Annotated in this window: 10 protein-coding genes; 8 read left to right on the top strand and 2 right to left on the bottom strand. The window is 73.6% G+C overall.

Features of this window, described 5'->3' with window-relative positions; all coding sequences use genetic code 11:
• Positions 1-278 precede the first annotated feature (278 nt).
• From ABZ385_RS00520 to ABZ385_RS00505, 4 genes are all read left to right on the top strand, one after another.
• A complete protein-coding gene (locus ABZ385_RS00520) occupies positions 279-1,754 on the top strand; it encodes an FAD binding domain-containing protein (protein WP_358698840.1) in 1,476 nt (491 codons plus the stop codon).
• On the top strand, positions 1,751-4,198 hold the full coding sequence (xdhB, locus tag ABZ385_RS00515; protein ID WP_358588263.1) for a xanthine dehydrogenase molybdopterin binding subunit: 2,448 nt from the start codon (positions 1,751-1,753) through the stop codon (positions 4,196-4,198). Before ABZ385_RS00520 ends, xdhB begins: the two co-directional genes overlap by 4 nt.
• 1 nt (position 4,199) lies before the next feature.
• Positions 4,200-5,018: a xanthine dehydrogenase accessory protein XdhC gene (gene xdhC / locus ABZ385_RS00510; protein ID WP_358588260.1), complete on the top strand. Its 819-nt coding sequence runs from the start codon at positions 4,200-4,202 to the stop codon at positions 5,016-5,018.
• A gap of 300 nt (positions 5,019-5,318) precedes the next feature.
• On the top strand, positions 5,319-6,668 hold the full coding sequence (locus ABZ385_RS00505) for a phosphatase PAP2 family protein (RefSeq protein ID WP_358909285.1): 1,350 nt from the start codon (positions 5,319-5,321) through the stop codon (positions 6,666-6,668).
• Here the strand turns inward: ABZ385_RS00505 and ABZ385_RS00500 are convergent.
• Positions 6,602-8,491, bottom strand: coding sequence for an ATP-binding cassette domain-containing protein (locus tag ABZ385_RS00500; RefSeq protein ID WP_358908840.1), 1,890 nt, complete (start codon positions 8,489-8,491; stop codon positions 6,602-6,604). The genes ABZ385_RS00505 and ABZ385_RS00500 overlap by 67 nt on opposite strands.
• Positions 8,492-8,875: 384 nt before the next feature.
• Here ABZ385_RS00500 and ABZ385_RS00495 point away from each other — a divergent pair, with 384 nt between their 5' ends.
• The 3 genes from ABZ385_RS00495 (at position 8,876) to ABZ385_RS00485 (ending at position 11,615) form a co-directional block, all read left to right on the top strand.
• Positions 8,876-9,067 (top strand): hypothetical protein, encoded by a 192-nt coding sequence (locus ABZ385_RS00495; RefSeq protein WP_358588256.1) that lies wholly within the window; start codon positions 8,876-8,878, stop codon positions 9,065-9,067.
• Positions 9,068-9,199: 132 nt separating this feature from the next.
• Positions 9,200-10,174, top strand: coding sequence for an acetylxylan esterase (locus ABZ385_RS00490; protein WP_358908838.1), 975 nt, complete (start codon positions 9,200-9,202; stop codon positions 10,172-10,174).
• Between the two features lie 121 nt (positions 10,175-10,295).
• On the top strand, positions 10,296-11,615 hold the full coding sequence (locus ABZ385_RS00485; RefSeq protein ID WP_358588251.1) for a transglycosylase family protein: 1,320 nt from the start codon (positions 10,296-10,298) through the stop codon (positions 11,613-11,615).
• 88 nt (positions 11,616-11,703) lie between these two features.
• Here the strand turns inward: ABZ385_RS00485 and ABZ385_RS00480 are convergent, their stop codons facing one another.
• Positions 11,704-12,861 carry a DMT family transporter gene (locus ABZ385_RS00480; RefSeq protein WP_358588249.1) on the bottom strand — a complete coding sequence of 386 codons (1,158 nt, stop codon included), beginning with the start codon at positions 12,859-12,861 and terminating at the stop codon, positions 11,704-11,706.
• A gap of 259 nt (positions 12,862-13,120) precedes the next feature.
• Between ABZ385_RS00480 and ABZ385_RS00475 the strand changes: the two genes are divergently transcribed.
• Positions 13,121-13,852 (top strand): IucA/IucC family C-terminal-domain containing protein, encoded by a 732-nt coding sequence (locus tag ABZ385_RS00475; protein ID WP_358908836.1) that lies wholly within the window; start codon positions 13,121-13,123, stop codon positions 13,850-13,852.
• Positions 13,853-13,911 lie beyond the last annotated feature (59 nt).

Genomic DNA, 13,911 nt, shown 5'->3' with positions numbered 1-13,911 from the left:
TCCCGGGTCGGATCGCGCACGGCTGCTGAACGCGCCGTCCTGACGTGCCCTTCCGCGGCACGTCCCACCTGATGCAGTCCTGATGCAGTCCAGGGCCTGATGCAGCCCCTTCGCGGCGCATCCCCGGTTCCTCCCGTCACGCCCTTTCCGGCACGCCGCTCCCGGCCGTGCCGCCCGGCGCCCACCCCTTTCGCGTGGCGCGTCTGAACACAGAAAGCTGCCTGAAAATTGGCGAACATCATGAACCGACCGATCACGCACCGAATGGGTGGCCTGTCATGGTAGAGGCGCGGATCACGGTCAACGGGACAGAAGCACCGATCTCACCGGCCGCGCCGCACACCACGGCGCTGGACTTCCTGCGCGAGCGCGGCCTCACCGGCACCAAGGAGGGCTGCGCCGAGGGCGAGTGCGGCGCCTGTTCGGTCCTCGTGGCCCGCCCCGGGGTGAACAAGCCCACCGACTGGGTGGCGGTCAACGCCTGCCTGATCCCGGCCGCCGCGCTCGACGGCCAGGAGGTCGTCACCGCCGAGGGCCTCGCCACCGGCGGCGCCCCCGGCGCCTTCTCGGCCCTGCACCCGGTGCAGGCGGAGATGGCGGCCCGCGGCGGCTCCCAGTGCGGCTACTGCACCCCGGGATTCATCTGCAGCATGGCCTCCGAGTACTACCGGCCCGACCGCTGCGCCCACCCGGAACCGGCCGACGGCGCGCTCGACGGCGCCGACGCCGAGCACGGCCCGAACGGCTTCGACCTGCACGCGCTGAGCGGAAACCTGTGCCGCTGCACCGGCTACCGCCCCATCCGCGACGCCGCGTTCGCCGTCGGTGAGCCCACCGACGAGGACCCGCTGGCCCAGCGCCGCGAGCAGGCGCCGCCCGCCCCGGTCGCCACCGAGTACACCCGCGACGACAGCACCTTCCTGCGGCGCGACACCCTGGCCGAGACACTGGAGCTGCTGCGCGAACGGCCGGACGCGGTCGTCGTCGCCGGCTCCACCGACTGGGGCGTCGAGGTCAACATCCGCGCCCGGCGCGCGCATTGCGTGATCGCGATCGACCGGCTGCCCGAGATGCGGGAGCTGCGCGTCGAGGCCGACTCCATCGAGATCGGCGCGGCGCTCACGCTCACCGAGATCGAGCGCCGCCTGGACGGCGAAGTCCCGCTCCTCGCCGACCTGTTCCCGCAGTTCGCCTCCCGCCTCATCCGCAACGGAGCGACCCTCGGCGGCAACCTCGGCACCGGCTCGCCCATCGGCGACAGCCCGCCGGTGCTGCTCGCGCTGGAGGCGTCGGTGGTCCTCACCGACGCCGACGGCGAGCGCGAGGTGCCGCTGGCGGACTACTTCACCGGCTACCGGCAGAGCGTGCGCCGCCCCGGCGAGCTGATCCGCGCGGTGCGCGTCCCCCGGCCGCTGGCACCCGTCACGGCCTTCCACAAGATCGCCAAGCGGCGCTTCGACGACATCTCCAGCGTGGCGGTCGCCTTCGCGCTCGACATCGAGGACGGCGTCGTCCGCAAGGCCCGCATCGGCCTGGGCGGCGTGGCCGCCACCCCGATCCGCGCGCTCGCCACCGAGGCGGCCCTGGAGGGCGAGCCGTGGTCGCCGTCGACCGTCGAGGCCGCCGCGCGCGTACTGCGGGGCGAGGGAACGCCGATGGACGACCACCGCGCCAGCTCCCTCTACCGTTCCGCGATGCTCGGCCAGAGCCTGCTGAAGCTGCACGCACAGACCCCCGAGGCGGCGAAGTCATGAGCCATTTGTCCGAACGTCCCGAGAAGCCCCTGGTCGGCGTCGCCCTGCCGCACGAAAGCGCCTTCCAGCACGTCACCGGCACCGCGCTGTACACCGACGACCTGGTCCAGCGCACCAAGGACGTCCTGCACGCCTACCCGGTGCAGGTCATGAAGGCCCGCGGCCGCATCACCGCGCTGCGCACCGAGCCCGCGCTGGCCGTGCCCGGCGTGGTCCGCGTCCTCACCGGCGCCGACGTGCCCGGCGTCAACGACGCCGGCATGAAGCACGACGAACCGCTCTTCCCCGACGAGGTCATGTTCCACGGCCACGCCGTCGCCTGGGTGCTCGGCGAGAGCCTGGAGGCGGCCCGGCTCGGCGCGGCGGCCGTCGAGGTGGAGCTGGAGGAGCTGCCCTCCCTGGTCACGCTCCAGGAGGCCATCGCGGCCGGCAGCTTCCACGGGGCCACGCCCCTGATGGAGACCGGCGACATCGACGCGGGCTTCGCCGAGTCCGCGCACGTGTTCACCGGCGAGTTCCAGTTCGCCGGGCAGGAGCACTTCTACCTGGAGACGCACGCCGCGCTCGCCCAGGTCGACGAGAACGGGCAGCTGTTCATCCAGAGCAGCACCCAGCACCCCTCCGAGACGCAGGAGATCGTCTCGCACGTGCTCGGCGTGCCCTCGCACGAGGTGACCGTGCAGTGTCTGCGGATGGGCGGCGGCTTCGGCGGCAAGGAGATGCAGCCGCACGGCTTCGCGGCCGTCGCCGCGCTCGGCGCCAAGCTGACCGGCCGCCCGGTGCGGTTCCGGCTCAACCGCACCCAGGACCTGACGATGTCCGGCAAGCGGCACGGCTTCCACTCCACCTGGAAGATCGGCTTCGACGCCGAGGGCCGCATCCAGGCCCTGGACGCCACCCTGACCGCGGACGGCGGCTGGAGCCTGGACCTGTCCGAGCCCGTCCTCGCCCGCGCGCTGTGCCACATCGACAACACGTACTGGATCCCCAACGCCCGCGTCGCCGGCCGCATCGCCAAGACCAACACGGTCTCCAACACCGCCTTCCGCGGCTTCGGCGGCCCCCAGGGCATGCTGGTGATCGAGGACATCCTCGGCCGCGTCGCACCAAGGCTGGGCCTTGACCCCATGGAGCTGCGCGAGCGCAACTTCTACCGGCCGGGCCAGGGCCAGACCACGCCGTACGGCCAGCCGGTCACGCAGGCCGAACGGATCTCCACCGTCTGGCGGCAGGTGCAGGAGGACGGCGGCGTCGCCGCACGCAAGCGCGAGATCGCCGCCTTCAACGCCGCGCACCCGCACACCAAGCGGGCGCTCGCCGTCACCGGCATCAAGTTCGGCATCTCCTTCAACCTCACCGCCTTCAACCAGGGCGGCGCGCTGGTGCTGATCTACAAGGACGGCTCGGTCCTGATCAACCACGGCGGCACCGAGATGGGCCAGGGCCTGCACACCAAGATGATGCAGGTCGCCGCGACCACGCTGGGCATCCCGCTGCACAAGGTCCGGCTCGCCCCGACGCGGACCGACAAGGTGCCCAACACCTCGGCCACCGCGGCCAGTTCCGGCGCCGACCTGAACGGCGGCGCGATCAAGAACGCCTGCGAGCAGCTGCGCGACAGGCTGCTCCAGGTCGCCGGCTCCCAGCTGGGCGCGAACGCCTCGGACGTACGCATCGTCGAGGGCATCGCCCGCAGCCTCGGCAGCGACAAGGAGCTGGCCTGGGACGACCTGGTGCGCACCGCGTACATCCAGCGGGTCCAGCTCTCGGCGGCGGGCTTCTACCGCACCGAGGGCCTGCACTGGGATGTCACGACGTTCCGGGGCTCGCCGTTCAAGTACTTCGCCCTCGGCGCCGCCGCGACCGAGGTGGAGGTGGACGGCTTCACCGGCGCGTACCGCATCCGGCGCGTGGACATCGTGCACGACGTCGGCGACAGCCTCTCCCCGCTGATCGACATCGGTCAGGTCGAGGGCGGGTTCGTGCAGGGCGCGGGCTGGCTGACGCTGGAGGACCTGCGCTGGGACACCGGTGACGGCCCCAACCGCGGCCGGCTCCAGACCCAGGCGGCCAGCACGTACAAGCTGCCGAGCTTCTCGGAGATGCCCGAGGAGTTCAACGTCAGGCTGCTGGAGAACGCCACCGAGGAGGGCGCGGTCTACGGCTCCAAGGCGGTCGGTGAGCCGCCGCTGATGCTGGCGTTCTCGGTGCGCGAGGCGCTGCGGCAGGCCGCCGCCGCGTTCGGGCCGAGCGGCGTCGGCGTCGAGCTGGCCTCACCCGCGACGCCGGAGGCGGTGTACTGGGCGATCCAGGAGGCGCGTCAGGGCGGGGCCCGCCTGGCGGAGCAGGTCGGCGCCGAGGGCGTGGACGGCATCGGGCGGGCCGGGGACGACCGGGTCGTGGCGGATGTCCGTGCCGACGCGGAAGCGCTGAGCGGTGCCTGACATGACCTGGGTCGCCGCGGTCGCGCGGTTGCGGGCACGCCGCGAGTCCGGCGTGCTCGTGACCGTCGCGACCGTGCGCGGCCACGCCCCGCGCGACGCCGGCGCCAAACTCGTCGTGGGGCACACCCGGACCTGGGGCTCGATCGGGGGAGGCAACGTCGAGGCCGTCGCCATCGACCGGGCCCGGGAGATGATCGCCGCGTCCGTGCGGGAGCCGGAGCTGATCGACTTCGCCCTGAACGACAAGGTCACCAACCAGCACGGTGTGCAGTGCTGCGGCGGCACGGTCTCGGTGCTGCTCGAACCGCTCCCGGTGGTGCGGGCCGTGGCGATCTTCGGGGTCGGGCACGTCGGCCTGGAACTGGCGCGCATCCTCGCCCGCCAGGACCTCGACCTGCACCTGATCGACTCCCGTTCCGACATGCTCGGCGAGGAACGGCTCGACGTCCTGGCGGACGCGGTGGCGCAGGTGCACACGCACCACACGCCGCTGCTGCCCGAGGAGGTGCTGGAGCGGCTGCCGCGCGGCACCCACGTCCTGATCATGACCCACGACCACGCCGAGGACGCCGCTCTGTGCGACGCGGCCCTGCGCACGGATCACCTCGGCTCCATCGGGCTGATCGGGTCGGCGGCCAAGTGGGTGCGGTTCCGCAAGCGCCTCGCCACCGAGGGCGGGCACGACGACGCCACCATCGACCGGATCAAGACCCCGATCGGGATCGCCGACATCACCGGCAAGGAGCCGGCGACCATCGCCGTGAGCGTCGCCGCGGATCTGCTGCGCGCCTTCGAGACGGAAGCGGCGACCGCCGCCTGACGGCCCGCCCGTCACATGAGGCCCCCGATGCCCTTGCAGCGGGGGCCTCACGGCGTCCTGCGATGGCGTCCCGGCTGGGAGGCGCCGCCCTGACCGAGGCCGGCCCACCGGGGGCGCCGGCCCGCCCGATTCCCGCCCCGGCGCGATCGGTGCGAAGCCGCCCGAATCGCCGCACGGGGCCGGTGGCATGATCGGTGCTGATGAGCACCCTCATCGCCCTCCACGCCACCGCCAGGAAGCCGTACCGTGTTGCCCCGAATAGACCGCAGAGCCCTCCTCGCCGCGTGCCGTCAGCCACGGGTGGTCCTGTGGGCCGCGGCAGGCGCGGTGGCCCTCGGGTTCCTCGTCGCGCTGGAGATCGCCGCGCGCCACTACGGCGGCGAGCCGGGGCCGCTCACCAACCAGGTGCGCGAGGTGGTGCTCCCGCCCAAGCCGGGACCGCTGTACGGCGGCCTGATCCTGATGATGGTGGTGCTCACCTGGCGGGAGCGGTTCATCGCGGCCGGTGCCGCGATCGGCATCGACGCCGTCTTCATCCTGGTGCGCTGGGCGGCCGGCGCCGAGACACCCGAGGACCAGTTCTTCGGCAACGGCGCGCTGTGGGTGATGCTCGGCTGCGCCGTCATCGCCCTCACGCGCCGCACCGGAGGCGAACGCGCCCTGCTGCTGAAGGGCGTCGGTCTCGGCCTCCTCCTGGTGGCCGGCCGCAAGACCGGCGACACCTGGCTGCTCATCACGGCGAAGACCCGCCCGACGGTGCTCGACCCTTACGTGGCCGCCGCCGATCACGCGCTCGGCAACCCCTCCTGGCTGGCCGGCCGGCTCTTGAGGGCCTCCGGTCCCGTCCCCACCCACATCCTCGACCTGGTCTACGCCCAACTCGCGGTGGCCGCGATCGTCGTCGCCTTCCACCAGCTGCGCGATGTGGCCGTCGAGCGCCGGTTCCCGAGGCACCACCTCGTCCGCACCTTCCTGGTCATCGGGCTCGTCGGCCCCGCCATCTACATGATCTTCCCGGTGGTCGGACCGATCTTCGCCTACGGCCCGGGCACCTCCGGCACCGGCGGCGTGCAGTGGGCGGTGGCCGACCTGTGGCCGAACACACCGCCGCCGTTCACTTCCCCGCACCCGGTCCTCTACGACGGACTCACCCCCCGCAACTGCGTGCCCAGCCTGCACACGGCGTGGGCGACGGCGATCTTCATCCACTCCCGCAAGGGGCCGAGGCTGCTGCGCCACGCGGGCACGTTCTGGCTGATCGCCACGCTCAGCGCCACGCTGGGCTTCGGCTACCACTACGGGGTGGACCTCATCGCGGGCGTGGTGTTCGCGCTCACGATCGAGGCGGCGCTGCGCACGTTCGACCGCGGCTGGGACCGGTCGGGGCTGCGGCTGGTCGCCCACGGCACGGTCGTCTTCGCCGCGCTCCTGCTCTCCTACCGCTGGCTGCCGACGGACATGGCCCGCCACCCGTGGGTGGCCGGGCCCCTCCTCGTCCTGGCGATGCTCTCCGTGATCCACGCCTACGTCCGTACCACCGGCCGGTGGGAATCGAGGGACGTCCCGCCGGGCCGGCCGGGACGTCAGCGGTCCTTGGCCAAGGCGACGAGTTCGGCGAACAGGCCTCCGGCGCCCACCAAGCTCTCGTAGTCGCCGTCCTCGATGACGCGGCCCTGGTCCATGACGAGGACGCGGTCGGCGAGGCGGGTGTTCTCCAGCTGGTGGGTGACCACGATCGTCATGCGTTCGGCGGCGATGCGCTTGATCTCCAGGAAGATGGCGTGCTCTCCGCGGGCGTCCATCTGCGAGGTCGGCTCGTCCAGGATGAGCAGCGGCGTCCGCCGGTACAGCGCCCGGCCGCAGACGAGGCGCTGCCATTGCCCGCCGGACAGCTCGGCGCCGCCCCACAGCTCCTTGGCGAGTAGGGTGTCGAGCTGCTTGGGCAGCTTCTCGATCGCCTCCCGCATGCCGACGGCGTCGATCACCTCCCACACGGGCCCGTCGTCGTACGTCTTCGGCTGGCCGAGGGTGATGTTCTCGCGGGCGCGCAGCGGCCAGCACGCGAAGTTCTGCGGGACGAGCGCGGTGCGCTTCCACACGGCGTCCGGCTGGGCCTCGGCGAGGTCGATACCGTCCCACAGGACGCGGCCCTTGTCGGCGAGGAGGATGCCGGTGATCAGTTTGGCCAGCGTCGACTTGCCCGAGCCGTTCTCCCCGACGACGGCCAGGATCTCGCCGCGGCGCAGGGTGAGCGAGACGCCGGCGACGGCCGGTTCCTCCTTGCCGGGGTAGCGATAGACGACCTCGTCGAGCCGGATCTCGTCCACGCGCTCGGGGATGGTGGCGTCCCCGCGCTGGGGGGCGCGCTCGCCCGCCATGTCGAGGAAGGACCGCATGTCCGCCAGATACAGCGAGGTGTGGAACATGGCGGCGCCGTGGATGACGAACTGGGAGAGCGCGGCCAGGGTCGTCTGGACGGCGACGACGGCCGTCGCGGCGACGGGCAGGGCCACCTTGCCGGTCGCGGCCAGCCACGCGAGGGTGGCCCAGGTGGCCAGCAGGAAGAGCCCGCCGAGGGCGCTGGTGGCGAGGACGATGCGCAGCATGCGGGGCGCCGCGGTCAGGGTGCGGCGGTCGATCCGGTCGGACAGGGCGCCGTACCAGTACAGGAGGTAGCCGGTCATGCCGTTCGCGCGGACCTCGTCGCCGAAGCGGGAGTAGGTGGCCCACCAGCGCATCATGGAGCGGACGTTGCGGTCGCCCACGTTGAGGTAGTGGGTCTCGTAGTCGACGCGGGCGGACAGCACGGCCCCGGCGCCGGCGGGGAGCACGGCCAGCAGGAGCAGGGGCAGCATCAGGGGGTGCAGCGCCGTGATCACCCCGCCCGCGGCAACCATGCGGATCAGCGCGGACATGAACCGCTGGGCGTCCTGGACCATCAGCCGGGTCCGGGTGACGCCGACCTCGGCGGCCTCCTGCCGGTCGGCGAACCCGTCCTCGCCGTAAGCGGAGGACTCCACCCGGCACACGGCCGCGACGAGGGCGACGTCGGCCTCCGTCGTCAGCAGGGGAGTGATCCGGCCGTCGGCGTAGGAGGCCAGGGCGCCACTGGTGCGGCCGACGCCCGAGGCGACAGCCACGACGATCAGGGCGGGCAGGGCGGCGTGCAGGCGTTCGGACACCGTGCCGGTCCCCAGGACGTGCGTCATCGCCCCGGCGGTGAACGTGAGGACGACGGCGGCCGCGACGCCGGTCAGGGCCTGGCACACCAGGAGCAGTACGACGCTCGGCCGGTCGACGGCCCACGCCATGCGCGCGGTGTGGCCGAGGACGGACGGAAGACGCCGGCACAGGGCGCCGAAACCGGCGTCGGCCAGGGGGTTCTGGCCCGCCTTGCCCTCGAAGGTGATGACGGCGGGCGGTGGCGGGGGTGGCATCTCGGCGTTGGCGTTCGACGTGTCGGTCACAGTCATCCGTATCCCTCCTGAAGGACGGCACCGACCGGGACGGCTCGGCGCTGCCCGGACCAACGACGCCCCCACCGAATCGAACGCGCTCGATTCCGGACGTACCTCGGCCCTTGCGCCCCCGGGCCCCTCACCCCCCGAACACCGTCGGCACGGGCCTGACGCGGAGGCGGGGACTGGCTGAAACGCCGGGGTCGATACGGGTGGGGCGGGTGGGTTCCAGGGCGGAGCGGCGTGGCGCGGTAGTCGTGGAGTCACCCGTTCGTCCGCGCCGTGGCACCGTGGGGCGATGCCACTGGGGCGCCTGGGGCCGAATGATGTCAGGCTTGGGGCCGGGGGACCCGGGTAGGCGGGGGAGAAGCCGACGAACCACTGGCTGGAGGATCGCACATGACCCATCCGTTCCCTGACCCCGTTCCGCCGGGACCGCTCCCCGAACCGGAGAGGCCCTTCCCGGACCCGGACCCCGTCCCGCACCCCGAGCCGCGGCCCACCCCGCAGCCCTCGCCCTCGCCGGTCCCCAAGCCGCCCGGCCCCGACCCGGTGCCCGAGCCCCAGCCCCAGCCGGGGCCGCTGTCCTGACACCTCCGCGTGTCCAGGGGCGGGGCCACCGTGCCCCGCCCCTTCGCGTGCGGCAGTGATTGGCCACTGCACGACACCGTACGACTGGCATAGCGTGAGGCTCCGACACCTTGTCCTGAGGAGGAGCCGCCCGTGCCCCAGTTCGACCTGCCCCTCGACGAACTGCGCCGTTACCGACCGGAGTTGCCCGAGCCCGAGGGCTTCGACGCCTTCTGGGAGAAGACGCTGCTGGAGGCCCGCCAGCACGATCTCGACGTACGGTTCGACGCGGTGGAGCTGCCGTTGAAGGGCGTGCGGGTCCTCGATGTCACGTACGCCGGATTCGGCGGGCACCCCGTGAAGGGCTGGCTGGTCCTGCCGGCCGACGCCGATGAGCCGCTGCCCGCCGTCGTGGAGTACATCGGATACGGCGGCGGACGCGGCCTGCCGCACATGCACCTGCTGTGGGCCGCGGCCGGCTACGCGCACTTCGTCATGGACACCCGGGGCCAGGGCAGCGCAGGCTGGGCGCAGGGCGACACGCCGGATCCGGTGGGCAGCGGGCCCGCCCACCCCGGGTACATGACGCGCGGCATCGAGGACCCGCACGAGTACTACTACCGGCGTCTGTACGTCGACGCGGTGCGCGCCGTCGAGGCGGTGCGCGCCCATCCGCTCGTGGACGCCTCGCGGGTCGCCGCACTCGGCGTCAGCCAGGGCGGCGGCCTCGCCCTCGCGGTCGGCGGTCTCGTGCCCGACCTGGCCGCCATCGCCTCCGACGTGCCGTTCCTGTGCGACTTCCCGAGGGCGACGACGCTCACCGACCGGATGCCCTACCGGGAGATCGGCCAGTACCTGAAGGCCCGTCGGGGCGGGGAGGAGCGCGTCCTGCGGACCCTCTCCTACTTCGACGGCGTGCACTTCGCCGCGCGCGGACGGGCGCCCGCCCTGTTCTCCACCGCCCTGGAGGACCAGACGTGCCCGCCCTCCACGGTGTTCGCCGCCCACAACGCCTATGCGGGCAGCGAGCGTTCGATGGAGGTCTACGGCTTCAACGACCACGAGGGCGGCGGCCCCTACCAGCAGCAAGTCCAACTCCGGTGGCTCGCAGGACATTTGAGCTCCTGAACCCTCAACTCCCCTTTGGCGTCCGGCCCTTGTCACGGATTGGTCCGACCCGCTAGCTTGCGGGCTTGTCGTGTGTCCGCTGAGCGCAATCCGTGATGACGTGTGTCCGAGGGGGCTCGCCATGGCCGTACGGGGCCGGCATCGCCGGTATCAGCCGAACCGCATCAACCGCGCGTCGCTCACGGTCACCGCGGGCGGCGCCGGCATGGCGCTCCCGCTGACCGTCGCGGGCGGGGCCGGCGCCGCCGGCGTCGACACCTGGGACAAGGTGGCGGCCTGCGAGTCCAGCAGCAACTGGAGCGTCAACACCGGCAACGGCTTCTACGGCGGCCTCCAGTTCAAGCAGTCCACCTGGGAGGCGTACGGCGGCACGGTCCACGCGCCGCGCGCCGACCGGGCCACCAAGAGCCAGCAGATCGCCGTCGCCGAGAAGGTCCTCGACGCGCAGGGGCCCGGCGCCTGGCCGGTGTGCTCCGCGAAGGCCGGCCTCACCAGGGGCGACGGTACGCCCGAGGTCACCGAGGCCCGCGCCGCGAGCAAGCCGCAACCGGTCAAGCGGGCGACCGGGCCGGCCACGCGCGACGTCAGGGACGTCAGGGACGTCAAACCGGAGGTGACCCCGCAGTCCACCGCCGGCAGCGCGCGGATGTACACCGTCGTACGCGGCGACACCCTCTCCGGGATCGCCGACGAACGCCGGGTGCGGGGCGGCTGGCAGCGCCTGTACGACACCAACCGGCGCGTCATCGGAGACGACCCCGACCTCATCACGCCGGGGCAACGGCTCTCCGTGCACGGCCAGGGCGTTCGCGCCCCCCACAGGGCGGACCAGGCCGAGCGGCACACCGACGACCGGGCCCGGCAGCGGACCTCCGACAGGAAGGCCGCCGAGAGGAGAGCCGCCGAGAGGCAAGCGGCGGAGAAGAGGGCGGCGGAGAAGAAGGCCGCCGAGAAGCGGGCCGCCGAGAAGGCGCGGGAGAAGCCGCGGGCCTCCCACCCCGCCCCCCGCACCGAGAAGGCCAGGCCCGCCCCGCCGTCCGCCGCCTCCGCGCCCGTCGCCGCGTCGCCCAGCACGCCGTACCGCGCCGCCGGCGGTTCCTGGTCGAAGGGCTACCACACCGGCGTCGACTTCCCGGTGCCCACCGGGACCTCCGTGAAGGCGATCGCCGCGGGGCGGGTCGTCTCGGCGGGCTGGGGCGGCAGCTACGGCTACGAGGTGGTCATCCGGCACGCCGACGGGAGGTACAGCCAGTACGGGCATCTCTCGGCGCTCTCCGTGAGGGCCGGACAGCAGGTCGGCGCGGGGCAGCGCATCGCCCGGTCCGGCTCCACCGGCAACAGCACCGGCCCGCACCTCCACTTCGAGGTGCGGACGGGGCCCGGCTTCGGTTCCGACATCGACCCGCTGGCCTACCTGCGGGCCCGGGGCGTACGCATCTGAAGCGGGCGTACGCGACTGAGACGGACGTACATGCCCGAGACAGGCACACGCAGCCGACCGCGGGCGCACCCGTCTGGGCCCAGCCCCCTCAGAACACCATCCGCTCGCGGTGCCTCGCGTGCCGGTGCGCGGCCCGGCGACGCGTCCGCGCCACCCGAGCCACCTGCGCGGCCTGGGACGACGGGGTGGCCTGGGACGACGGGGTGGCCTGGGACGACGGGGTGGCCTGGGACGACGGGGTGGCCTGGGACGACGGGGCGGGCTGGGACGGCACGGCCGGAAGCGCCCCGTACGCGAGGCGCGGCCCGGCCGGGACAGGCCCAGGCACCGGTCGCGGCACGGCCGGCTCGCCCCGCCCTACCGGCAGGCCCGCGCCCTCGGACACGGTCTCGCCCTCCGGTACGGGCGAGGCCTCCCGGGCGATCCGCTCGGTGGTCAGCAGGAGCAGCCCGCCTCCGGCGACGACCCCGCAGCCGAGCGCCAGGACGGCGCCCAGGGTGCCGTAGCGGAAGGTTTCCCCGAAGAGGGTCAGGCCGACCGCCGCCGCGACCACCGGGTTCACGACCGTCACCGTCGCCAGCGGCGCCGCGAGGCCCGCGCCCCGGTACGAGGCCTGCGAGAGCAGCACCCCGGCCGCCGCAAGCACCGCGATCACGGCGAGGCTCGGCAGCTGCCGGACGAGCGCAGCCTCCTGGCCCCAGTCCACCGCCACGGTCTTGGTGAAGACCGAGGCGATGCCGAAGGCCGCGCCCGCCGCACAGGCCAGGAGCACGCTGCGCACCACGGGATGGCGGTGCGCGGCGTGCGCCGCCACCGCGAGGGCCAGCACGCCGCCGCCCGTGATCAGGGCCAGCAGCAGGCGGTCGGCGCCGCCCAGCGACCGCGAGTCCGCCGCCGAGGTGAGGGAGAGGAGCCCGGCGAGTCCCACCGTCGCCATGACCGCGCCGCGCCACGCGGTGGCCCCGGCCCGGCGGCGCACGAACACGGCCGCCAGGGGCAGCGCGAAGACGATGGTCAGGGCGCCCAGCGGCTGCACGAGGCTGAGCGGGCCGTAGGCGAGCGCCACGACGTGCAGCAGCGCGCCCAGGCCGTTCAGGGCGATCGCGGTCCACCAGGCGCCGCGGCGCAGCGGCGCGTACCGCTGGTCCGGGGTCGTCGCCGCGACCCGCTCCTGCAGGATCGCCCCGCCGGCGTACGCCACGGCGGAGACGAGGGAGAGCAGCACGGACAGCGCGAGGGCACTCATGAGGTGCTCCGCGGCGCGCGGTGTGTCCGGTGGTCCCGGCGAGGCGAACGGTCGGCTTCCATGGTTACCACGATGCCGCGCGAATCGGCCCGCGTCGTCGTCCCTGAGCAGGCACTGGGTCCTACTGCCGATGGAGTACGCCCCCGGCCGCGTCCTCCCCAGGGCGGGGAGCCCTCTCAGGGGCGAGGGGCGGGCGCCGGAGGGCGCGGACGGCCACCCCGGCGGCCACGAGCGGCGCGCCACTTGCTGTACTGCTGTCGTGACCACCCGTATCGACCTGGCAGAACTCCGCTCCGTCGGCGGCTTCTTCGCCCTGCGGCAAGGACCCGCACCCGAGGGCGCCGTCGCGTTCTCGCAGGTGTACGCGCCGCCGGCGGGCCCGGACCCGTTGTCCTCGCGCGTCGCCGAGGTCGCGCGGCGCCTCGGCGCCCCCGAGGAGCGCGTCGCGGTCTCCGTGGCGCACCTGGGGCTCGCCGCCCGGGTCTGGTCGGTCGGGCTCGGCTGCGCGGCGCTGTACGGCGCGGTGCCCGACCTCGACCCCGCCCGGCTGCGCTGGGACGCGCGGGCCACCTCGCCGGACGACCTGTGGCTCGGTGACGTACGCGCCCTGCCCGTCGGCGCGGACCCGGACGCGGCCGCCGCGACCGTACGGGACGCCGTGCAGAGGGCCCATCTCGTCCCGCTCGCCGAGGCGTTGCGCGCCCGGTACCGGATCTCCGCGGGGCTGCTGTGGGGCAACGCGGGCTCCGCGCTCGCGGGCGCCGCGCGCGAACTGCGCGGCTGGGCGGCGCGGGAGCGGCGCGAGGGCGTGGGGGAGCGGGCCCTCCGCCTCGCCGAGGTGCTGTTCGACCACCCCGACCTGCGCACCACCGGCGCCCTGGACCCCGCCGCCTTCCGGCGTCGCAGCTGCTGCCTCTACTACCGCTGCCCCGCCGGCGGCGTGTGCGGCGACTGCTGCTTCGAACGGCCGCCGACGCGGTCTTCCCCCTGAGCCGTGTCTGGGTGACCATGAGGGGGCGTGGCCGACCTCAGGCGGACGACGGAGGGTTC

Origin of the sequence: Streptomyces sp. NPDC005898 (assembly GCF_040629635.1) — a bacterium.
Lineage (GTDB): Bacteria > Actinomycetota > Actinomycetes > Streptomycetales > Streptomycetaceae > Streptomyces.
Note: the sequence above shows the minus strand (reverse complement) of the source record. Positions and strands in the feature narration are given on the sequence as shown.